Origin of the sequence: Paenibacillus sp. FSL H8-0079, assembly GCF_037991315.1 — a bacterium.
In the GTDB taxonomy this organism is placed as follows: domain Bacteria; phylum Bacillota; class Bacilli; order Paenibacillales; family Paenibacillaceae; genus Paenibacillus.
Genome location: NZ_CP150300.1, coordinates 5861538 through 5886045 on the forward strand (window position 1 = coordinate 5861538; position 24508 = coordinate 5886045).

Genomic DNA, 24508 nt, shown 5'->3' on the forward strand with positions numbered 1-24508 from the left:
TCCTACTAATGACAAACTTTACTCCTGAGCTATTCCTTTTTCAAGTCCTCTGATCTGGTCACGGATCTGAGCCGCCTCTTCAAATTCCTCTTGTGCGATGCTCTCTTGTAGCTCACGCTTCAGATCAGCAATTTGCCGTTTCACCTTGATGCGACCACCAGCTCGTGCAGGCACTTTGCCTACATGGGACGTATTACCATGAACCCGCTTGAACAAAGGATCCAGACGACTGTCAAAATATTTATAACATGAACTGCAGCCGAACCGGCCTATCTTACTAAATTGTGCGTACGTCATACCACACTCTTCACATTGAAGAGCTTTTGCAGGTGGTGTTCCTGCCGATCCACTTTTGCCGGCTGGATCAAAATCAAGCAATCCGGACAACAAGTTGTGAATGGAAAACCCACCTGCTGTTCCAGGGATCATTTCCCCTTTTTCACGGGCACATGACTCACAAATATGGAATTCCGTCTTCTCTCCATTTACGATCTTCGTAAAATGAAGTGTCGCCGGACGTTTATTGCATTCTTGGCACAGCATATTGATGTACCTCCTTTGACCCCGATAGTTTTCATTTACCGAGCAAAGATATTAACATCGCCTTCAACATTCTGGCACGAATTTGATCCCGGTAAGGAAGTTTGACCAATATAACCTCTCTAGATACTGCAGCTCGCATCAACCCGGCTTCCCGTTTGTTCAAGAAGCGCGCTTCTTCCAGTTGATAGATCAGACCTTCGGCAGCTGTCTGCCCGATCTCTTCACCAATACTATGGTGCAAATGATTATGCAGAGCTGATTGGGCCGGTAATTCAATGCGCTGTATGCGAACATAACCACCACCGCCGCGTTTACTCTCTACCAGGTATCCCTTCTCGAGTGTAAAACGTGTGCTGATGACATAATTGATCTGGGAAGGTACACATGAGAATTGATCTGCCAGATCATTACGCTGAATTTCAACCATTCCTTCGGGACTTTCATGCAAAATACTCTTCAGATATCGTTCGATAATATCAGAGATATTACGCATCCAATCATCCTCCACTGTCTGAAACGTTAAGTCAATAAGGACCCACACGCCCCCACAGAGTACACCTTCTCTACCCATTTAACCAATCAGGGAAACAGCGAATCTTGCTTCCACAAGTGTTAACAGGAGAGCGAAGGAAGCACGAAGGTCCTTTAATATTCCCTTGATCCTCCGATGAAATGAATCCCGTATATTGGCGATCATGCATCAGATTGTAGAAAGAAAGCTACTTAAGTATTAAACCTTTAGTTGACTTTGACTTTCTTTGACTTTATAACCATTATAGCATATTTTGTGGTTTTGCCAAGTGGGGTCACTATTCATTTTTTACGATTTTACACGAAATATTCCCCAGACACAAAAAAACCTCCCCAAAATTGCTGAAGAAGTCCATTTGTCTTTCAATAACGCCGTATTTCTATATAAGCTAATCAAGTTGAATGGAACAGCGGAATAGTCATCAGAAGAAATCAAGCAAATAGGTTTCCCGTTCCGGAATCGCTTGTTCCAAAGCCTTGATTGCTGTGTTAGGTCCTTGAATTCTTCCGATCCGTGCCATTTCCGTTGGTCTGCGATATCCCATCAATATTGCCGTAAGGGATTGAATATCTACCTTAATGGTCTGATCATCAGTGACTGGCTCGGATGTTTTCCATATGGACGCGGTTCCGTTCAGTGCCACATTCAATTGCCATACCCCTTCATTCCACGGAGCGTGGGTATCTTCTACCTGAAGAACAATCTGTACCGGTGAATCCTGGCTTGCAAATGGATACTGAGATATAAACTGCTCCACACTAACGATGCGTGCCATAAAGTAAGGTACAATCTCCTGCTGAATCCGTGGGTTATCCAATTGGAAAGCAAGCGTATCACTGGCTGGTGCCTGCAACGTCACTTCCTGGATCATGGAATCATGATTGGCAATGAAAGTCCAGAGCCCTTGTCTAGCCTCTTCATTCAGATAGATAATCTCTTTAATGGTAAACTTATTTTCCTTTACCTCATATAAAAGATAACCTTGTGCTACATCAGTTTCATCATAATATACAGCCTTCTGGCTGGTCCCATTCACAAGAACTGAATTCTCCCACCTTGCATCATCCCGGACCAGGGTTCCGTTATAGCGCTCAGCGTAAGCACTGTATACTTGCTTTAATATGCTAAGACCCGGATCGCCACGCCGAATCGTTCCAGGTGTCGCTTTTTTCGAAGGCAAATGTGCTGTAGGCACTTTATATCGTTTAAATTCAACATAGGTCTCCCATCCATACTTCCGATAGAAACCAAAAGAGAATGGATGCAAGAATGATATGCTCTGTTTGTTACGATTCATTTCTTCCAACGCATGCTTCAGCAGACCCGCTACCCAGCCTTTGCGTCTATACTCTGGCCAGGTGGCTACACCCGCAATACCGCCCATCTCGAACGCTCTGCCATGAATATAAGTTTGAAAAGGAATGATGTGAAGTTTGGCTCCTAGCTGCCCGTCCTCATATACACCCCATATATCCTGTGACGAAAATTGACTCCGCCGTTTTTCTTTTTGTTCTTCACTCATTACTACTTGAAAAGCATATTCGGAGAGTGCCATCGCCGGTTCAAAATCATCTACCGTCAATTTCTGAATTTCCATGTTGTCCTACACCCCATTCGCTAGAGTTATATCAATCCAAATCATGGCCTGATATCTGATATATGTACCCCTTAGAGTGTGTCAGAGGATTCTTACAAAGTCAAATAAGAGATGCTTCCGCATCCCCTTAAATAAACAAATAAAAACCACCACCGAATAACATCGGCAGTGGTTCTTCGCTTGGCGGCGTCCTACTCTCCCAGGACCCTGCGGTCCAAGTACCATCGGCGCTAGAGGGCTTAACGGTCGTGTTCGGGATGGGTACGTGTGGAACCCCTCCGCCATCGCCACCAAACGCGGTGCTTACATTTCAGAGTGTTGTTCTCTGAAAACTAGATTCGAAACGAAACATGCGATTTAGAACTTGCTATTGGATAAGCCCTCGACCGATTAGTACTGGTCAGCTCCATGCATTGCTGCACTTCCACCCCCAGCCTATCTACCTCGTCGTCTTCAAGGGGTCTTACATACTGGGAAATCTCATCTTGAGGGGGGCTTCACGCTTAGATGCTTTCAGCGTTTATCCCGTCCGTACATAGCTACCCAGCGGTGCTCCTGGCGGAACAACTGGTACACCAGCGGTACGTCCATCCCGGTCCTCTCGTACTAAGGACAGCTCCTCTCAAATTTCCTACGCCCACGACAGATAGGGACCGAACTGTCTCACGACGTTCTGAACCCAGCTCGCGTACCGCTTTAATGGGCGAACAGCCCAACCCTTGGGACCTACTTCAGCCCCAGGATGCGATGAGCCGACATCGAGGTGCCAAACCTCCCCGTCGATGTGGACTCTTGGGGGAGATAAGCCTGTTATCCCCAGGGTAGCTTTTATCCGTTGAGCGATGGCCCTTCCATGCGGTACCACCGGATCACTAAGCCCGACTTTCGTCCCTGCTCGACTTGTAGGTCTCGCAGTCAAGCTCCCTTATGCCTTTGCACTCTTCGAATGATTTCCAACCATTCTGAGGGAACCTTTGGGCGCCTCCGTTACTCTTTAGGAGGCGACCGCCCCAGTCAAACTGCCCACCTGACACTGTCCCCGTACCGGATTACGGTACCAGGTTAGAACCTAGATACGATCAGGGTGGTATCCCAACGTTGCCTCCACACAAGCTGGCGCTCATGCTTCAAAGGCTCCCACCTATCCTGTACAGATCGTACCCAAATTCAATATCAAGCTGCAGTAAAGCTCCATGGGGTCTTTCCGTCTTGTCGCGGGTAACCTGCATCTTCACAGGTATTAAAATTTCACCGGATCTCTCGTTGAGACAGCGCCCAAGTCGTTACGCCATTCGTGCGGGTCAGAATTTACCTGACAAGGAATTTCGCTACCTTAGGACCGTTATAGTTACGGCCGCCGTTTACTGGGGCTTCGGTTCACAGCTTCGGATTGCTCCTAACCACTCCCCTTAACCTTCCAGCACCGGGCAGGCGTCAGCCCGTATACTTCGCCTTACGGCTTCGCACAGACCTGTGTTTTTGCTAAACAGTCGCTTGGGCCTTTTCACTGCGGCCCCCTCGTGCTATTCACACTACCGGGGCACCCCTTCTCCCGAAGTTACGGGGTCATTTTGCCGAGTTCCTTAACGAGAGTTCTTCCGCGCGCCTTAGAATACTCTTCTCGCCTACCTGTGTCGGTTTGCGGTACGGGCACCATCACCTGGCTAGAGGCTTTTCTTGGCAGTGTGAGATCATGACCTTCGCTACTACAATTTTCGCTCCCCATCACAGCTCAGCCTTACAATGTGCGGATTTGCCTACACATCAGCCTTACTGCTTAGACGGACATCCATCAGTCCGCGTCACTACCCTACTGCGTCCCCCCATTGCTCATAACGGCTTACGGTGGTACAGGAATTTCGACCTGTTGTCCTTCGACTACGCCTTTCGGCCTCGCCTTAGGTCCCGACTTACCCTGAGCGGACGAGCCTTCCTCAGGAACCCTTAGGCTTTCGGCGGATCAGATTCTCACTGATCTTTTCGTTACTCATACCGGCATTCTCACTTGTATAATGTCCAGCGCTCCTTACGGTACACCTTCAACCCTTATACAACGCTCCCCTACCCCTGATGCAAAGCATCAAGCCATAGCTTCGGTGGTGTGTTTAGCCCCGTTACATTTTCGGCGCAGAGTCACTCGACCAGTGAGCTATTACGCACTCTTTCAATGGTGGCTGCTTCTAAGCCAACATCCTGGTTGTCTGTGCAACTCCACATCCTTTTCCACTTAACACACACTTGGGGACCTTAGCTGATGGTCTGGGCTGTTTCCCTTTTGACAATGGATCTTAGCACTCACTGTCTGACTCCCGGAAGTAAGTCTATGGCATTCGGAGTTTGACTGAGCTTGGTAACCCTTGCGGGCCCCGCACCCAATCAGTGCTCTACCTCCACGACTCTGTTTTCCGAGGCTAGCCCTAAAGCTATTTCGGGGAGAACCAGCTATCTCCGAGTTCGATTGGAATTTCTCCGCTACCCCCACCTCATCCCCGCATTTTTCAACATGCGTGGGTTCGGGCCTCCAGTGCGTGTTACCGCACCTTCACCCTGGACAGGGGTAGATCACCCGGTTTCGGGTCTACGTCCACGTACTCAGTCGCCCTATTCAGACTCGCTTTCGCTGCGGCTCCGGCTCTTCACCTTAACCTTGCACGGGAACGTAACTCGCCGGTTCATTCTACAAAAGGCACGCCATCACCCCTAAAACGGGCTCTGACTTTTTGTAAGCACACGGTTTCAGGTTCTATTTCACTCCCCTTCCGGGGTGCTTTTCACCTTTCCCTCACGGTACTGCTTCACTATCGGTCGCTAGGAAGTATTTAGCCTTGGCAGATGGTCCTGCCGGATTCATACGGGGTTTCACGTGCCCCGCACTACTCGGGATCCGTCTCGGAGGGAACCAACTTTCAACTACAGGGCTTTTACCTTCTTTGGCGGGCCTTTCCAGACCTCTTCGCTTAACCGGTTCCTTTGTAACTCCATGTGAGACGTCCCACAACCCCAAAGAGCAAGCTCTTTGGTTTGGGCTTCTCCGCGTTCGCTCGCCGCTACTGACGGAATCACTATTGTTTTCTCTTCCTCAGGGTACTTAGATGTTTCAGTTCCCCTGGTATGCCTCACACTAACCTATGTATTCAGTTAGGTGTAACTGGAAATTACCCCAGCTGGGTTTCCCCATTCGGACACCCCCGGATCAAAGCTTGCTTACAGCTCCCCGAGGCAGTTTCGTTGTTCGCCACGTCCTTCATCGGCTCCTAGCGCCTAGGCATCCTCCGTGTGCTCTTAGTAGCTTAACCATTGCGCTCGTGTTCGAGCTGTCGCTCCGCTTGGTTTGGACTACGTCCAAATCCAAAAGTCGCTCCATTTCGATCACTCGCTCCAGCAATCTACCGTTTTTATTGATACTTGTTTGCACAAGTTCAGCTAAAAAGGAATGTTCTAATTCGCGTTTGTTTCGTTTCGATATCTAGTTTTCAAAGAACAAGCCAAATAGATGAAATTGTTTGGTGGAGCCAAGCGGGATCGAACCGCTGACCTCCTGCTTGCAAGGCAGGCGCTCTCCCAGCTGAGCTATGGCCCCTCATCAAATTCCATCAAAACTGAACAAATGGATAAGTAACTGTGTTGCTGCAATTCATTTCATCCACACCGAAGTAATGAACCGAAATGAATTGCTGTCGCAGGTTCTTAGAACCTGCTTATTTGAATGTTTCCGTTGCAGGAAACGATTCTCCATAGAAAGGAGGTGATCCAGCCGCACCTTCCGATACGGCTACCTTGTTACGACTTCACCCCAATCATCTATCCCACCTTCGGCGGCTGGCTCCTTGCGGTTACCCCACCGACTTCGGGTGTTATAAACTCTCGTGGTGTGACGGGCGGTGTGTACAAGACCCGGGAACGTATTCACCGCGGCATGCTGATCCGCGATTACTAGCAATTCCGACTTCATGCAGGCGAGTTGCAGCCTGCAATCCGAACTGAGACCGGCTTTGTTGGGATTGGCTCCATCTCGCGATTTCGCAGCCCGTTGTACCGGCCATTGTAGTACGTGTGTAGCCCAGGTCATAAGGGGCATGATGATTTGACGTCATCCCCACCTTCCTCCGGTTTGTCACCGGCAGTCTATCTAGAGTGCCCACCCGAAGTGCTGGCAACTAAATATAAGGGTTGCGCTCGTTGCGGGACTTAACCCAACATCTCACGACACGAGCTGACGACAACCATGCACCACCTGTCTTGAATGTTCCGAAGAAAAGGTACATCTCTGCACCGGTCATTCAGATGTCAAGACCTGGTAAGGTTCTTCGCGTTGCTTCGAATTAAACCACATACTCCACTGCTTGTGCGGGTCCCCGTCAATTCCTTTGAGTTTCAGTCTTGCGACCGTACTCCCCAGGCGGAGTGCTTAATGTGTTAACTTCGGCACCAAGGGTATCGAAACCCCTAACACCTAGCACTCATCGTTTACGGCGTGGACTACCAGGGTATCTAATCCTGTTTGCTCCCCACGCTTTCGCGCCTCAGCGTCAGTTACAGCCCAGAGAGTCGCCTTCGCCACTGGTGTTCCTCCACATATCTACGCATTTCACCGCTACACGTGGAATTCCACTCTCCTCTTCTGCACTCAAGTCACCCAGTTTCCAGTGCGATCCGGGGTTGAGCCCCGGGATTAAACACCAGACTTAAATGACCGCCTGCGCGCGCTTTACGCCCAATAATTCCGGACAACGCTTGCCCCCTACGTATTACCGCGGCTGCTGGCACGTAGTTAGCCGGGGCTTTCTTCTCAGGTACCGTCACCTTGAGAGCAGTTACTCTCCCAAGCGTTCTTCCCTGGCAACAGAGCTTTACGATCCGAAAACCTTCATCACTCACGCGGCATTGCTCCGTCAGGCTTTCGCCCATTGCGGAAGATTCCCTACTGCTGCCTCCCGTAGGAGTCTGGGCCGTGTCTCAGTCCCAGTGTGGCCGATCACCCTCTCAGGTCGGCTACGCATCGTCGCCTTGGTGAGCCGTTACCTCACCAACTAGCTAATGCGCCGCAGGCCCATCCCCAAGTGACAGATTGCTCCGTCTTTCCAGTTCTCTTCAGGCGAAGAAAACAACTATTCGGTATTAGCTACCGTTTCCGGTAGTTGTCCCAAACTTGAGGGCAGGTTGCCTACGTGTTACTCACCCGTCCGCCGCTAACCATCAGAGAAGCAAGCTTCTCATCAAGTCCGCTCGACTTGCATGTATTAGGCATGCCGCCAGCGTTCGTCCTGAGCCAGGATCAAACTCTCCAATAAAGTATTGAAAAGAGCGATAAGCTCATTTTGAATCTGACGATTCATTGTGAATCAAAAGTTACTATCCATTTGTTCAGTTTTCAAGGAACTTGTATGTCCGTTTATGTTGATGTTTGTCAACCGGACAGGAATCTTATCATACCATGTTAACTAACTCACTGTCAACACTTTGTTTTCGTCACCGTTCAAATGATTTCGACAATCATTTGTTTGAGGCGACAAGAAATAATATATCATGTTGTCATTTATTTAGCAAGCATTTTTAATTAACCTTATGACTATCTTAAAATTTCCATCAACGGCATCATTCCTCCAGCCTTTATTCGACACACTAACACATTATCCTAAATAAAGATGATGTAGCCTTAAAGTGCACTCCGTATCAAAGAAGAAACAGATCATTTCTATAGTACTGACTTATTACCATAAGTAATTAAGGATCTTGATGGAGTTTAGCTAGACCTCCCGATTGGGATAACGATCCATTCCCTACTATTGGTTTGAAGAAAGTGATCCAAAAACTCTATAATAAGGTATATAGATATAGGATAAAGATAAGCAGTCAAGTGTATTACTTCATAAGAAGCTTATGAACAATCGTTTCACCATCTCGCAATCCCTTTACACAGATGACGCACTCCATTCACAGCTGGCTATTACATATCAAAGTTCTGAATAAACTCATTATTAACCTATATGGGGTGATCGCACTTGAAACAATGGTTGAAGAACATGCGTAAAGTTTACGGCAAAAAGTTGGTTTCCATCCATGCCTGGAATGCCTGGATTGTTGTAATCCTTGCTATATCGGGTCTTATGCTGGTAGGTGGCTTTTGGCGAGAGATACTCGGAATCGGACGTGTGTGGTTGAAATGGCTGCATATCATCGTTGGGTTAGCTATGCTAGCACCCGTGGTATATTACTTGATTTTGGCCGGAAAGCACTGGAAGCAGCTTCGAAATAGACCTTGGCAAAGGATGAACACCATCATTGTTCTTACGCTGCTGGTCGGGTGGCTACTTTCAGGTATTGTATTATGGCAGTTCAAGCTAGCTGGACCTCGATGGTCTAATGCGGCACTTTTGATCCACGACCTCCTGACTTGGGTGGGCTTACCTTATATCATCTACCACTCCATCACTCGGACCAAATGGTTAAAGGACCCTGCACGACGTGCGGTTAAAACTACTACAACTTCAACACGAACTCAAAATACAGCTGATCCATCTGATTCAATATCGGATGAAAAAGAAACTCCGGCTGCTATATCTTCTTCCCAGTTTGATCGCAGTTCCGAGAGAGATCCCCTCAAATCAGAGGAGCGACCACAACCTGTGTATACACGTCGAGCTTTCATCCGTTCTGCTGTAGGCGTTGGCCTCGCCGTGACTCTTGGACCTACATTTATATCCTGGGTAGGACGAAATCTCAAGATTGATAACAGTATTGATAGTATGCTGGAGAACGATCCTAACCGTATGGTTCCTTTGCCACAACCGCTGTCTGCCTCTTCACCTCCCGTTGGCGGCGGAGCTGAAGGTCATTTCCGCGTATATACGGTTACGCCTATACCGTCCTTCTCCAATGCCAACTGGTCTTTCCGAATTGACGGACTGGTTGAACGGGCACAGGTTTGGAACTGGGAACAGTTCGTGAAGCTTGCGCGTACCGTACAGGTTAGTGATTTCCACTGTGTAACGGGCTGGTCTGTATATAAAAATACCTGGGAAGGCATTTCTCTTGCACAGCTTTTGAAACAAGCCGGGGTCAAACCAGAAGCTCATAGTGTGAAGTTTTATTCCGGTGACGGCGTGTATACGGATGCCATTACGATGGATCAAGCGCAAATGGAGGATATTATGGTAGCTGTCATGCATGATGGCAAACCTATCCCTGCGGATTTAGGCGGTCCAGTGCGACTCGTCATCCCTCAGATGTATGCCTATAAATCGGTAAAATGGTTGAATCGTATTGAACTCATCGATAGCGAACATATCGGTTACTGGGAAGAGCGAGGATATGATAAGGATGCCTGGCTTACAGGCGCATCTCAGCGCATCCCTAACAATATTAGTGGATCATGATCAGTTAAGACTGGTGAGCATTCATTCGTTGTGTAAAAGTAAATCAATATACAGCAAAAGCCCCCGATCACGTATTTGTGTCTTCGGGGGCTTTCTTATATGAACTCTTTTGTTCTTTTATCCTCTAACCCTGTGGATTCAAAAGACGTACAAGTTCGTCCTCATCCTCAATCGTTGGAATACCGAGATCATGAGCTTTGGTTAGTTTACTACCTGCCTTCTCTCCGGCAATCACCAGATCTGTCTTTTTCGACACACTGCCTGTCACCTTCGCTCCGAGCAATTCCAGTCTTTGCGTGGCCTCTTCCCTGGTCAGTTGGTGCAACGTTCCAGTCAGTACGACGGTTTTGCCACTGAAGAAGGAATCTTCCACAACAGCTACCGCTGGTGCCTCAGGTGCCTGAGCTTTCACGCCCAAGTTGAGCATTTTCTCAATCGCAGCCTGTGTAAACGGATCTGCAAAGAAGGTCACGATACTTTCCGCCACAATACCACCAACATCTGGCAGTTCAATCAGTTCTTCCACGGTTGCATTCATAATGGCGTGCAGATCTCGATAATGATCAGCGAGCATGCGCGTTGTCGATTTACCTGTGTTCGGAATACCCAGTGAGTATAAGAAGGAAGCCAAGTCTCTATCTTTACTAAGCTCAAGCGCAGCGATAAGGTTGTTCGCTTTCTTTTCCCCAAACCGCTCCAGCTTCACCAGATCATCAAACTGTAACGTATACAGATCGGCAGGCTCACGTACGTTCAATTCATCATACAACTGAATCGCTGTTTTCTCACTGAACGTCTCGATGTCCATAGCATCACGGGAAGCAAAATGGGAAATACGTGCCACCGTTTGTGGTTTACACGCAAGTCTATTGTTACAGAACAGATGCGCTCCGCGTTGCTCCAGTGGGAATCCACATGCAGGACACTGCTCAGGGAAGACGATCTCCTCACCATCACTCTCCTCCGTCACTTTACCCAGAATCTCAGGAATGACGTCGTTGGAGCGACGGATAAAGACCCGTGTGCCCAGAGCAAACTTCAGATTTTTGCGCTCAATATCGCCGACATTGTTCAGAGTACAGTTCTGTACCGTTACCCCGGCAAGTTCAACCGGTTCTACGCGTGCCAGCGGAGTTACTTTGCCAGTACGACCCACATTCCATACCACAGCGTTAAGAACCGTTGTAGTCTCTTCAGCCTCGAATTTATATGCCACCGCCCAGCGAGGGAACTTATCGGTATAACCCAACACTTCGCGGGTGCGCATGTCCGTAATTTTGATAACAGCTCCATCGATCAGATAGTCTAGCTGCCCTCGGTTCTCCTGAATCGCGGCCAGTTGTTCCATCACATCATCAAACTCATGGAAATAAGTAATCGATGGATTAACTTTGAAGCGGTTCTCACGCAGGAAATCCATCATCTGCTGATGATTGGCAAACTGAATGTCATCCGAATAACCTACATTATAAAAATAAGCATTCAACCGACGCTCAGCCGTCGCCTTCGGATTCAGGTTGCGGAGCGCTCCTGCTGCTGCATTACGCGCATTCTTGAGTGGCTCTGCCGCTGTCTCATTGTATCGGTCCAAGACAGACAGATTCATGATGCCTTCACCCTGTACTTCAATCGTACCGCTTGTGTAAGGAATTTTGAGCGGAACGGATCGGATCGTTCTTACCTGTGCCAAAATACCTTCACCTACGGTACCGTTCCCTCGTGTAGAGGCTTGCACCAACTCACCGTTGGTGTATGTCAGGTTCAACGTCAATCCGTCAAACTTCAACTCAATGACATAACCTGGTTCCGGTAAAGGCGTATCGGGATTTTTACTGTTATAGTCATTAATCAGTTTCAGTACACGGGTGTTCCAGCTACGCAGCTGCTCAATATTCTGTGCTTTGTCGAGACTCCATAATGAGGATAAATGGCGATGAGGGGTAAACCCCTTGAGCAGTTCGCCACCCACACGCTGCGTTGGAGAATCAGGCAGAACCATGCCGCTTTCCTGTTCCAGCGTAACCAGTTCGTCGTACAGAAGATCATACTCCTTGTCGCTGATCTGTGGCTGATCCATCGTGTAGTACTGATAGTTATGCTGATTCAGCTCGGTAACGAGTTGCTCCATCCGGTGCATTGGGTCCATACAGGGCCATCCCTCCGTTAATTTGATCTATATATGTAGAACGAGCACTCCTATTGCACGTGAACTGCGATAACAGAATAACTTTCCGATCGCTGTTATCCCCGGATTTCTTTTAATCCATTTTAAAAGGTGGAAATCCAGGAATAAAGGCGAGCAGATGCTTACGAAGTAGCTTTCCTTAGGAAAGCTTTTAGCTTCACTTCTTCAAGTTATTTCTGTACTCTCCGTTATCGTTCAAAAGGAAGTTTCGTCCAAAAATTATTCTACTTTCGTAATAGGGGCAAAGCCGGCAAGCAGACGTTTCACACCAACCGGAGCCGGGAAGGCAATCTGCAGTTCGGTATCATTACCTGTCCCTTTGACCGCAACAATCGTGCCTGTCCCCCATTTGCCATGCTGCACTTTGTCTCCTGCCTTGAACCCTGCTTCACTACTAGAAGCTGCCGGCTTGGAAGCAGATGATGGCGTAGAATATGTTGGGCGGGTGACACTTGCGGTCACACGCGAAGTTGGCGTGGATGAGGTAGCGGATGAACCGCTCTTACTTTGGTGATCGAATAGCTTGGTGCCACCACCAAAGTTACTTCCTCCACTAGAACCTAGTCCACGTCCACCATATGAGCCGCCACCGCTACTGCCACGTCGGTAACGATCACGAGCCATCGAGGTGTCTTCCTTGAGCTCATCCGGAATTTCATCCAGGAAGCGGGAAGGAGGGTTCGCTGTTGTACGTCCAAACAAGGTACGCATCTGCGCACAGGACAGGAAGAGTTGCTCTTCTGCACGAGTAATACCTACATAAGCAAGTCGGCGTTCTTCCTCCAGCTCTTCATTGTCCATAAAGGCACGGCTATGCGGGAAGACCCCTTCTTCCATACCCACGATAAAGACAACCGGGAACTCCAGACCTTTGGCGCTGTGCATGGTCATCAGGGTAACCGCATCGCTCTGATCCTCTTCATCATCGTTCATGCTGTCGATGTCAGCAATCAATGCAAGATCGGTGAGGAACGACACGAGCGTTTTGTCTTCATTATTTTTCTCAAATTCCATCGTTACCGACAGGAACTCTTCAATGTTCTCCAGCCGTGCACGGGATTCGAGTGTGTTTTCATTTTGCATCTCAAGACGGTATTGGCTCATCTCAAGAATCTTCTCGGTCAATTCAGTTACAGACAGATACTCTACCATCTGATGCAACGCAGCGATCATGTCATAGAACTCCACCAGCGCATTCCGCGTACGACCAGCAAAACCAAGATCATCTACGACCTGAAGTACACGGAAAATAGAAATTCCACGCTCTCCTGCCGCAGCCGCCAGCTTCGCTACTGTTGTATCCCCGATGCTACGTTTCGGTACATTAATGATCCGTGTAAGACTGATATCATCGTCGGGGTTGGACAATAGTCGAAGGTACGCCAGAATGTCCTTGATCTCTTTACGATCATAGAACTTGATACCGCCGACAATCTGATACGGAATATCAGACTTGATCAGAATTTCCTCTATAACCCGGGACTGAGCGTTGGTACGGTACAAAATGGCATGGTTCTGATAGGATTTGCCGTTCTTCACATTTTTACTAATCTCAGAGGTAACAAAATACCCCTCATCATGCTCGGAATCCGCACGGTACACCTTGATCTTCGAACCACCCTCTTTGTCCGTCCACAGTTTCTTCGGTTTACGCCCTGTATTCAGGCCGATCACTTCATTCGCTGCATTCAGGATATTGGAAGTTGAACGATAGTTCTGCTCCAGCAAAATCGTACTTGCTTCAGGGTAATCTTTCTCAAAGTTCAGGATATTGCTGATATCCGCCCCACGCCAGCGATAGATCGACTGGTCACTATCCCCTACAACGCAGATGTGATGGTGACTGTCAGCGAGCATGCGGCACAGCATGTACTGTGCACGGTTCGTATCCTGATACTCGTCCACGTGAATGTATTGGAATTTCTTTTGGTAAAAGTCGAGGACTTCCGGCACTTCTTTGAACAGTTGAATGGTCTGCATAATGAGATCGTCGAAATCAAGTGAGTTGTTGGCTCTTAACCGTTTCTGGTACATCTTATATACCTTCGCCACAATACCCTCGAAATAGTCTCCAGACTGCTTCTCATATTGCTCAGGACTGATCAGTTCATTCTTGGCCGTGCTCATCATGGATTGAACTGCTTTGGGCTCAAATTTCTTAGTATCGATATTCTGATCTTTCATACAGCTGCGAATTACAGATAATTGGTCCGATGAGTCCAAAATACTGAAGTTGGAGGTAAAACCAATACGTTCAATATCACGGCGCAGAATTCGCACGCACATGGAGTGGAACGTGGATACCCAAATGTCGCGGCCTTGTGAGCCACCTACGAGTTGGGATACCCGGTCTTGCATCTCACGAGCGGCTTTGTTCGTAAATGTAATCGCTAAAATGCCCCACGGGGGTGCTTTCCGTGTTGCAATGAGGTAGGCAATCCGGTGTGTTAGCACCCGGGTCTTGCCGGAGCCCGCTCCGGCCATAATCAGCAGCGGGCCATCCGTCGCCTCGACGGCTTGCCGTTGAGGGGTGTTAAGTCGTGCAACGGCATCATGTATATTTACAGGTTGCATGCATGCATGCTCCTTTCGTTAGTTGGTCTATAAAGCAAAATTAATAGGTTACACTCGCCACTCCGATGACAGAATAATCTTCCGATCGCCGTTATTCCCAGATTTTTTTAATTTACTTTTTCAAAGGTGAAAATCCGGTAATAAATGCGAGCACTTCGTTTCTCCAGCTTATTTCTGTCCTCTACGTTATCGTGTAAAAATTAGTTTAGCTTAAATTTAAGGGAAGTAAAAATACAAGAGAGAACACTTTTTTCAGATTGCTTCTGCACTCTCCGTTTCTGTGTAAACATAGTCTCTGTATACGAATTTCTTAGTAAAAAAAGAACAAAATCAGGTAATAGAAATATGCTTAGGATTTAGCTTTCTTACAGAAAGCTTTTAACGAGCATTTCGTTTCTCCAGCTCACTTCTCTCCTCTTCGTTCTCGTGTAAACGACATTACGCTCATATAACTTCTTTATTTAGCAAGGGCAAAGTTCTATTTTAACAGATCATAAGGGGAAAATGGGGGAATGGTAAACTAAACCGATTAAATGGTTCCTTTTACAGCCAACACCGTCTCAAGTGCCTTAGTTAAATCGCTGTACACAATGTTACCTACCACGACAGTATCTGCCACCTGGGCAGCTTGCGCGGCTTTCTCTGAATCATCAATTCCGCCGCCGTAGATGAGGTGTGCCCGATCCAATTGTCTATGCGTCTCACCAACAAGCTCCATATCTCCGAACGTTCCGCTGTACTCCATGTATACAATTGGAAGATTGAGCAGACGCTCCGCAGCCTGGGCGTATGCCACCGCAGCTCCTGTCGTCAGATCCGTATCTGCACCAGTCAACCGCGCTACCGTAGAGTTTGCATTCAGGACGATATAACCTTCGGCAATCAGCAGATCCCAAGGGATAAGATAACCGTAACGCTCTATGGCTTGCTGGTGGTGCCCAATCATCCATTTGCTGTCCGTTGCATTCAAGACCATAGGGATCAAATATCCGTCAAACCCGGGAACAACAGCCTCCAGATCGGATACTTCAAGCACACATGGCAATTCATAACGACGCACTCGGGACATCAGGTCTACCGTGTTATCATAGGTAATTCCGGAAGATCCGCCAACGATAATTGCATCTGTCCCCGACATGCAGACCAAATCGAGTTCTTCGTCCGTAATTTCCCGGTCCGGGTCAAGCTTAAATACATGTCTCCACTGCTTAATCATGTCTATCAACGAACATTCCTCCAGAGGTTCTTCTGCATCATAGAAAGCTTGTAAACTAAGTCTAAGTCAGCAGACAGTGAGTGTCAATGTTCGTATAAAAAGGGGAACAGAAAAATGCGAATTTTTACGGTTTCCAGGCAAAACGTGTATTCATCTCATCCAGTTCCTGCTCCGTCAGCACGTCTGAGTATACTCCGTACACGCCCCATTTCTCATAGTTAGCCACCTGTTCAGTGTCATTGATAGTATGCACGTAGGTGACTGAGCCTGCACTATTCAGCTTGGCCACGAAATTCTGGTTTACTTTATATTCCGGCATAGTCACGGCATCAATATCATTCTTTTGCACAAAATCAACAACCTGAGCTTCTGTATCCTGTGTGGCATATAACGTATAGATAATGGAAGGGAATGCATAGACTTCTTTCACCGTTTCGAGCATCGGTTCGTTATAGATCTGTACAACCACCCGGTCCAGCACGGATGGGTCATGTTCTTTGGCTGCATCCACGAGGGATCTTAACACCTGCTGAATATCCTCATCCTTCTGTTCCTTGGTGTCAGTTACGATATACATATCCGGATACTCGGCCAGTACATCTATAATGCCATCGGCATCCATGGGTTGATACATGCCTAAAATAGGCGTATTCATAAATTCATCATGTGTCAGTGCCCCGGCTTGTTTATCCTCCGGAAGCTCTTCGTCTTGTCCTAGCATTTTGCTCATATTAGCGGTCCATTCATGTCTGGCTACGGCTTTGCGATCCGATGTTAACATAAAGTCGATCTCAAATACACGTGTGCCTTTCTCGTAATTGGCAATCATCGCTTCATAGGCGTTGGTATATGGTTGATCACGAATGCTGCCCATCGCATGGGCGATTAATCTATAAGCGGTAAATCCGTCCCGTTGTTCCTCACTCTCGCTTTCATAGGCGAAAAAGAGTGTGCCCACGGTAACGATCAGTAGTATTAACACGGCGGCAATGCGTTTCATATCACATTCACATCCTCAGTACCTTTTTGTTAGCTAACTACCCGAATTGATGAGGTGCAAAACAAAATAGCCACCCGGAGGCGGCTGTTAAATGGTGGGATAGGCTATGGATATTAATAACGCACGTTAATGCTCTCAGTCTGTTTTTTGCACACTCAACTCATTCAAAAATGCAATCAATGCCTCACGCCAGGGTCTCAAAGGTTCCAGACCGTTCGTTCTAATCGCCAAATGATCCATGACAGAGTATGCAGGACGCGGAGCTGGACGTGGAAACTGATCGGTTGTGCATGGAGTAAGTTCAGCCGTTGGCTTGAATCCACCATGCTTATTCGCTTCTTCGCTTATTGCCTGTGCAAACTCGTACCATGTGCAAGTTCCGGAATTGGAAGCATGATAGATGCCATACTTTTCACTAGCAGAAAGGGTATGAATGAATCGGGCAAGATCCACGGTATAGGTGGGCGAACCTTGTTGATCATGAACGACTTGTAATTGTGGACGCTTCGCCATAAGTTCCAGCATGGTTTTGACAAAATTACTGCCATAGACGCCAAACACCCAGGATGTTCGAACGATAAACCATCGCGTACACAAACTTTGAACCAGCCGTTCCCCAGCAAGCTTCGACTTACCATAGACACTCTGCGGATTCGTTACATCGTACTCTCGGTAAGGTGTACTCCCGCTCCCATCAAATACATAATCGGTACTGATGTACACGAGTTTTGCATTCACACTCTCAGCAGCAACTGCAATATTCCTAGTGCCTGACACATTCACAGCGTATGCTGCGTCCTCATCCACCTCAGCCTGATCGACTGCCGTGTAGGCAGCACAGTGAATAATGATGCGAGGCTGGAACGTCGTAATCATGTCTGTGCACTGCTGTTGATCGGTAATATCCATCTGATTCCTATCACAGGCCAGTACTTGATGACCCTCAGCTTGAAAGATCTTCACCACATCATAACCCAGCTGTCCCGCCGATCCAGTCACCATAACTCTATAGTTCATTGGGACGAATCACCCATCCGCTTACCGTACTGAAGCTGGACATAATCCTGATACGTGCCTGATTGAATTCTCGTCCACCAGTCTTGATGCTTCAGATACCACTGGATTGTCTCTCTGATCCCTGTCTCAAAGTTATGTGCAGGTTGCCAACCGAGCTCTGTACGAATTTTGGTTGGATCTATACCATAACGTCGGTCATGCCCCAAGCGGTCCTGTACATGTTTAATCAAACTCGCTGGTTTGCCCAGTTGCTCCAAAACAGTCTGCACAATATACATATTAGTACGTTCGTTATTACCGCCAACGTTATACACCTCACCCGATGGTCCATTGTGAATCACAAGATCAATCGCGCTACAGTGATCCTCGACATAAAGCCAGTCACGAATATTGAGCCCATCACCATATACTGGGATGGCTTCATCATTTAATGCACGGGATATAATCAGCGGAATCAGTTTCTCCGGGAATTGAAAAGGTCCATAGTTGTTGGAGCAACGTGTAATGTTTACAGGAAGTCCAAAGGTTTCATGGTAGGCTCTTACGAGCAGATCGCCACCAGCTTTACTGGCAGAGTAAGGACTGTTTGGCATCAAAGGTGTATCTTCAGTAAATAAACCTGTTGCACCTAGTGATCCATACACCTCATCCGTCGATACCTGAACAAACTTGGTGACTTGATACTTCTTTGCCGCATCCAGCAGAACCTGAGTACCCATCACATTGGTACGGACAAAGATATCGGGGGACAGAATACTGCGATCTACATGAGACTCAGCAGCGAAATTCACAACCACATCGATGCCTTGGGAAAAAACAGCTTCCATCTCCTGTACATCTGCAATATCTGCTTTGATAAATGTATAGTGAGGATTCGACTCTACCGTATGCAAATTCTCCAGATTCCCCGCATACGTTAATGCATCCACATTGATAATTTCATAACTCGGATGTTCACGAAGCATATATAGCACAAAGTTGCTGCCGATAAATCCGGCCCCACCCGTAACCAGTAGTTTCATGCTGTCTCTCTCCCTCTGCCCTCAGACACAGAAGTATCTGAAAAGTCTGTTTAATTAGTCGAAGTTCAGTTCGGCATCTTTCAGTAAAGGGTGCTTCTGGTCCTTCTCCGATAATATAGGTTTCGTCACAGGCCAATCAATGGCGAGCGCCGGATCATTCCACAGAATTCCACGGTCATGTTCAGGCGAATAATAAGCATCTACCTTATAAGTTACTTGAGTATGAGGCACCAAGGTGCAGAATCCATGAGCAAATCCTTGAGGAACAAGCAATTGTCGCTGATTGTATTCACTGAGAATGACACTTTCCCATTGTCCAAAGGTAGGAGAAGAAGTCCGCACATCCACAATCACATCATATATAGCCCCTGATATAACCCTCACCAGTTTAGTCTGTGCTTTGGGATGAAGCTGGTAATGAAGCCCGCGCAGAACACCTGCTTCAGCCGACAAGGATTGATTGTCCTGAATAAAGACGTGTTGTATCCCATTCTCATGGAGGACCTGCTCATTATAACTCTCCATAAAATATCCACGGTGATCGCCATAAACCTTAGGTTCCAATATGGCTGCGCCATCTATAAACAGCGGAATTACCTTCATGTCATCCCTCCGTTTTGCTGTTGACATCATTTCTTCATATTGACTATGTATATGTAAGGTGTCGGGTAAGTGTTTGTTCATTGGCCTGTATAAACCTTTCATTTAATCTTATCTTCCATAAAATAAATCAAAGCCCAGCCGCGATATCATTCTTCGGCTGGGCTTCAAGGGCAAGCGGCAAACTATTTATTGATCCTTTACGACCTGTTTCAAATAGTTTAGGAGATCTTTCCGCAGATCCGGGCGCTGTAACGCATAATGTATGGACGTTTCAATAAAACCTAACTTCTCACCAACATCATGACGGAGCCCATCAAAGTGATAAGCAAGAATCTGCCGCTGTTCATTCAATCGGGACAAGGCATCCGTAAGTTGAATTTCTCCCCCTACACCAGCAGATTGTTGACCCAGGATCTCGAAAATATCCGGTGTAAGAATATAACGTCCCATAATAGCAAGGTTCGAAGGAGAGTCTTCGGTCTTTGGTTTCTCAATTAAGCGGCGGGCACGAAAAACACGTTCATCGGTAGGTGTCAGCAACTCTCCGTCCACAATCCCATAGCGGGATACCTCGCTCCAATCAACAGGCTGTACACCAACAATCGGAGATTGCAGTTCATCGTAGACATCGATCATCTGCTTCAGACAGGGATGTTCCGCTTCCACAATGTCGTCCCCTAACAGGACGGCAAAAGGCTCGTTGCCGATAAACTTGCGGGCGCACCAGATGGCGTGACCAAGTCCCTTCGGTTCCTTTTGACGGATATAATGAATGTCTGCCATCTCAGAGGGTTTGCGTACTTCGTTTAGCAAGTCCCACTTCTGTTTATCCGCTAGATTCTGCTCCAGCTCAAAAGAGTAGTCGAAGTGATCTTCAATGGCCCGTTTCCCTTTACCCGTCACAATAATGATATCTTCAATGCCAGAAGCTACGGCTTCTTCAATAATGTACTGGATCGTCGGCTTGTCCACGATGGGTAACATTTCTTTCGGCATCGCCTTAGTGGCGGGCAGAAACCGGGTACCCAGCCCCGCAGCTGGAATAATCGCTTTGCGAATACGCATACGAACCCCCTCCTTTTACTAGATACATAGTTTAATATATTTAATGATTTTGAGTGCTAGGATGCTTGGACTTCATTATACCATCAACAATTCGCGGATATCCTGTTCGGATAAGGTCGTCGATCCTCCGTCTCCCGGTTCGATTACTTCGGCAATTAAGTCCTTCTTCCGCTGCTGAAGTTCCAAAATTTTCTCTTCGATCGTACCTTCGGTAACCAAGCGGATGACTTGCACCACTTGTTTCTGTCCCATACGATGGGCACGGCCAATCGCTTGTTCTTCCACCGCAGGATTCCACCACAGATCATATAATATAACGGTATCTGCACCCGTTAAGTTTAGCCCTGTCCCTCCAGCCTTCAGAGAAATCAAGAACAGTTCAGCTTCGCCCTCATTAAATCTGCTGCACATCTCGACACGGCTCTGTGCGGGGGTCTGACCATCGAGGTAAAACAGGTTTCTTCCCTGTGCTGCGAGCGTCTGACGAATCAGGTTCAACATGCTCGCGAATTGGGAGAAAATAAGAATACGTTTGCCTGAAGCCAAACAATCCTCGACCGTTTCAAGCAACTGTTCCATTTTCCCGGAATCGCCTTGATACCCATCGACAAAGAGGGCCGGATGACAACACAACTGACGCAACCGCGTGATGCCTGCCAGAATTTTGATACGATTCTTCTGGAATCCGTTATCCTCCATGTCCTTTGATGCTTCATCCTGAAGCTGGGAAAGGTATACGGCGTACAATTTCTTCTGTTCAACCGTAAGCTCTGAGCGCTGTACCGTTTCAATTCGATCAGGCAATTCTTCCAGCACATCCTTCTTCAGGCGGCGCAGAATAAACGGACGCACCATCCGCGAGATCCGTTCCGGAGGAAGGTCGCGGAATCTTCTGTAACTGGGAAACAACCCAGGGAATACGGCTTCAAAAATGGACCACAATTCATCCAGCGAGTTCTCCACAGGTGTACCTGTGAGCGCAAAGCGGCGCGGGGCCTGAATCTGTTTGACCGCCTGTGCGGTTTGGGAAGAAGAATTTTTGATCGCCTGAGCCTCATCCAGAATGAGCGTATGGAATGTTCGGCCAAGGTACGTGTCTAGATCCCGGCGTAACAAAGGATACGACGTCACAATCACATCTGCCTCATCCATGCCTGAAAGCATGCTGGCTCGCTCTTCTTTCTGACCGGCTGCGATTAGGACTTTCAGGTGCGGGGCGAACCGCGTAAACTCATTAGCCCAGTTATAGGTTAGCGAGGCAGGCGCCACGACAAGTACCGGGGGATGAATGACCTTCGTTCGGATCGTCAGCCCATCCTGCTGCATCGTGGACCATAAGCCATCCGTATTCTCTGAAGCCATCTTATCCAATGGGAGCCCCGTTTCGGGATCGATGTCGGAGGTAGCCAACGTCTCACCGTCCCATAATGAGCCACTCTCCGGGTATTTATCAACGCCCGTATTGTCCGTATTGTACTCGGGCTTCTCCTGAAGTACCGCTGTGATATACGCGATGCTTTGCAATGTTTTGCCAAGTCCCATATCATCCGCCAGAATGCCGCCAAAACGATAATAAGCGAGGGTACGCAGCCACTGATATCCGCTGTTCTGATAATCCCGCAGGATGGGAGTGAGAGCTTCCGGCAATGCAAAATCCATCCGTTCAGGATCACGCAGATCATCAAGGAAACGTTTCAGGGAGCCTCCCCACTTCACATTTCCGGAAACTTCGTCCCTGCCTGGCAATTGTAACGCCCGAACAGCTGGCAGCCGGATATGGCTGCTCTTGATGTCATCTGCTCCAAGTCCGAGTGAATCGGCCATGTGAGCGAAACTGTCTGCACCTTCATTTTCAAGCGAGAGAAAGACACCGCTCTTGAGACGGAAATACGGTTTCTTTTCCACAATGCGGCGCATGAGTTCCTGAAGCTCCTGCTCATCCACACCTTCCATCTCGAATGAAATCTCAAGCCAGTCCAGCCCTCTCCCCAAATCTGCCCGGACTTTCGGCTGTGTTGAGTAGGATTGCACCATGGCTTTTACGGCGCTAGGCATATAGATCTCCACCTGCTTCTCTAGCTCAGGCAGCATATGATACATGACATCATAGATGGCATCTTCCCGTTCACTAGCCCAGACACTACCATCCCTTTCGAGAAAGGATCGATCAAGCCGTTCAATCAGATTCCGCTCTTTGTATCGGTCACGCACCAAAATAACCTTTTTCTCTTCTTCATCTATTAAATACTCTGCAAGCGGATTAATAACCATGACCTCATAGTCAAATTCCAGACGCGCTGTAATACGTTCACGATAGAAGTCGATGTACAGCTTCGGTGAAAGTTCCGGTTCCGCGATCTGTTCACGCACCTGTGAATCAATCGACAGATGTCCAAGCGTACGCAGTTCTGGCACGACATGCTGAACAAACTCATCCACCTGCTGGGTCGAAATATCGATGCTTTCCTTGATCCCATATGAGGTGAGCGCCCCACTCAAGTCCTCCAGACTTCGCATCTGCATCGGCTCCAACATATGCAACTGTCCTTCCACCACGGCGGCATCATAGGCAGGAAGAAGAATCAACTCACGTAGTCCGGAAATTTCAAGCTGATATCCTTCATTCGTTCCCTGGGCGATCCGGTAAAATAAAGGCAATACCCCCTCACCCAGCGTGAGTGGTCCATTGGCGAATCCTGTACCCTCCATCCGGCTGTCAGCCTGTAGTAGTAATTCCAGTAGCGGCTTCCATACGAGTGGAGCAATCAAAATATCCCGTCCATCTGAAGCTCCCAAATAACCGGAGATGGATTCGCGATAGGCCTCCTCACTCTGCCTCATTCGAATAAGCATCGAGAGAATGGCCTGATCCTGCGGAGTGAAAACATGCATCAGTGGATCATAGTGGAACAGTTTGGTAAATGACATGGGCTCGCCCTTCTCGATACAGTTCAGGAATTGCTTCACTTTCTGCACCACATACAGACGTTTGTTACCCACTTTCAATTCAAGAGCAAGTTTCCCACCACCCTTGTGAACCTGTGTCAGCTTACATATAAACTGAACTTGCAACTCTTCCCGCAAGGAGGATCGGCTGACAGGAGCAGTGTATTTACGGTCATTTCCATGCAGCGGTCTCCGATCCTTGGCAAACATGGACAGAATCTGATCCGCCGTACGGTAAGAAGGTTTATCTGCCGAGCGGCCCCAACCCGAAGCTGAGCTTGGGCGACCTGCTTGAGAGAATGGAGACACCATGGGTTTCGAAGCAGCGTCAAGATGCTGCCCTGAATCGAAAGATGAATCGGGACGCTCCCAATGACTTTCCTCGATCAGTGTACCCACCTTGGAAATAGAGCCTGAACCAGAGGTAGCACCCCGCCGGGAATCAAATTGAGATGATTCTTTCGCCTCATGGTCTCCCAGTTCTTCCACCCGTTCGTGGATTGCCAGCAGTACAGCCGCGACATGCTTGCAATAGTCATAATAGTTACCGTAAGCTGGACAGTTGCAAGTTGCTTCAATCTCTCCCACATCATCCAAGTCTACCGTTACTTTGTATCTTTTGGTTCCTCGAACCACAGCATCGTAATGACACTTATCCTCACTAACGACCATATTGGTAACTCTTCCAGATAATTTATAATCTTCGCCACGCTTGAATGCCGTGACCCCGCACAGCAATTTGATATCCATCATGGTGAATGACGCCACTTGTCTAACCCTCCTTATCCCTACTGCCTTGACGAAGACTTGTTAGAGTCTGAATTGAAGTCAT

13 protein-coding genes, 1 tRNA gene and 3 rRNA genes are annotated in these 24508 nt (G+C 47.8%); 1 reads left to right on the forward strand and 16 read right to left on the reverse strand.

Translation table 11 applies throughout. The features are described 5' to 3' along the window. Nucleotides 1-18: 18 nt before the first annotated feature. The 7 genes from MHI06_RS26360 to MHI06_RS26390 all read right to left on the reverse strand — a co-directional run bounded on the left by MHI06_RS26360 (nucleotide 19) and on the right by MHI06_RS26390 (nucleotide 7963). The gene (locus tag MHI06_RS26360; RefSeq protein WP_036607138.1) at nucleotides 19-543 is read right to left on the reverse strand and encodes a UvrB/UvrC motif-containing protein; all 525 of its coding nucleotides are present in this window, start codon (nucleotides 541-543) and stop codon (nucleotides 19-21) included. A gap of 31 nt (nucleotides 544-574) precedes the next feature. Beyond that, nucleotides 575-1036 (reverse strand): CtsR family transcriptional regulator, encoded by a 462-nt coding sequence (locus MHI06_RS26365; RefSeq protein ID WP_036671579.1) that lies wholly within the window; start codon nucleotides 1034-1036, stop codon nucleotides 575-577. A gap of 460 nt (nucleotides 1037-1496) precedes the next feature. After that, a complete protein-coding gene (locus tag MHI06_RS26370) occupies nucleotides 1497-2672 on the reverse strand; it encodes a GNAT family N-acetyltransferase (protein WP_340399571.1) in 1176 nt (391 codons plus the stop codon). A 178-nt stretch (nucleotides 2673-2850) separates the two neighbouring features. Then, nucleotides 2851-2967, reverse strand: a 5S ribosomal RNA gene (rrf, locus tag MHI06_RS26375). Between the two features lie 75 nt (nucleotides 2968-3042). After that, a 23S ribosomal RNA gene (locus MHI06_RS26380) occupies nucleotides 3043-5968 on the reverse strand. Between the two features lie 208 nt (nucleotides 5969-6176). Continuing rightward, a tRNA-Ala gene (locus MHI06_RS26385) sits at nucleotides 6177-6252 on the reverse strand. Nucleotides 6253-6410: 158 nt separating this feature from the next. Beyond that, nucleotides 6411-7963, reverse strand: a 16S ribosomal RNA gene (locus tag MHI06_RS26390). Together the 16S, 23S and 5S rRNA genes with 1 tRNA gene alongside form the textbook arrangement of a ribosomal RNA operon. A 711-nt stretch (nucleotides 7964-8674) precedes the next feature. Between MHI06_RS26390 and MHI06_RS26395 the strand changes: the two genes are divergently transcribed. Then, a complete protein-coding gene (locus MHI06_RS26395; RefSeq protein WP_340399572.1) occupies nucleotides 8675-10048 on the forward strand; it encodes a molybdopterin-dependent oxidoreductase in 1374 nt (457 codons plus the stop codon). Nucleotides 10049-10172: 124 nt separating this feature from the next. On the opposite strand, the gene ligA is transcribed toward MHI06_RS26395, so the two are convergent. From ligA to MHI06_RS26440, 9 genes are all read right to left on the reverse strand, one after another. After that, on the reverse strand, nucleotides 10173-12194 hold the full coding sequence (gene ligA / locus MHI06_RS26400; protein WP_340399573.1) for an NAD-dependent DNA ligase LigA: 2022 nt from the start codon (nucleotides 12192-12194) through the stop codon (nucleotides 10173-10175). A gap of 258 nt (nucleotides 12195-12452) precedes the next feature. Next, nucleotides 12453-14807, reverse strand: coding sequence for a DNA helicase PcrA (gene pcrA, locus MHI06_RS26405; protein ID WP_340399574.1), 2355 nt, complete (start codon nucleotides 14805-14807; stop codon nucleotides 12453-12455). Nucleotides 14808-15336: 529 nt separating this feature from the next. Then, nucleotides 15337-16032, reverse strand: coding sequence for a heptaprenylglyceryl phosphate synthase (locus tag MHI06_RS26410; RefSeq protein WP_036612366.1), 696 nt, complete (start codon nucleotides 16030-16032; stop codon nucleotides 15337-15339). A 115-nt stretch (nucleotides 16033-16147) separates the two neighbouring features. Continuing rightward, entirely contained in the window at nucleotides 16148-17023 is an 876-nt protein-coding gene (locus tag MHI06_RS26415; RefSeq protein ID WP_339195764.1) for a phosphatidylinositol-specific phospholipase C/glycerophosphodiester phosphodiesterase family protein, read from the reverse strand. 135 nt (nucleotides 17024-17158) lie between these two features. Further along, nucleotides 17159-18040, reverse strand: coding sequence for a dTDP-4-dehydrorhamnose reductase (rfbD, locus tag MHI06_RS26420; protein ID WP_340399575.1), 882 nt, complete (start codon nucleotides 18038-18040; stop codon nucleotides 17159-17161). Beyond that, complete coding sequence (gene rfbB / locus MHI06_RS26425; RefSeq protein WP_340399576.1) at nucleotides 18037-19062, reverse strand: dTDP-glucose 4,6-dehydratase; 1026 nt, start codon at nucleotides 19060-19062, stop codon at nucleotides 18037-18039. The genes rfbD and rfbB overlap by 4 nt, the downstream gene beginning before the upstream one ends. Before the next feature lie 54 nt (nucleotides 19063-19116). Beyond that, complete coding sequence (gene rfbC, locus MHI06_RS26430; protein WP_340399577.1) at nucleotides 19117-19665, reverse strand: dTDP-4-dehydrorhamnose 3,5-epimerase; 549 nt, start codon at nucleotides 19663-19665, stop codon at nucleotides 19117-19119. Nucleotides 19666-19851: 186 nt separating this feature from the next. Next, on the reverse strand, nucleotides 19852-20730 hold the full coding sequence (gene galU, locus MHI06_RS26435; protein WP_340399578.1) for a UTP--glucose-1-phosphate uridylyltransferase GalU: 879 nt from the start codon (nucleotides 20728-20730) through the stop codon (nucleotides 19852-19854). 75 nt (nucleotides 20731-20805) lie between these two features. Then, a complete protein-coding gene (locus MHI06_RS26440; RefSeq protein ID WP_340399579.1) occupies nucleotides 20806-24444 on the reverse strand; it encodes a DEAD/DEAH box helicase in 3639 nt (1212 codons plus the stop codon). Nucleotides 24445-24508 lie beyond the last annotated feature (64 nt).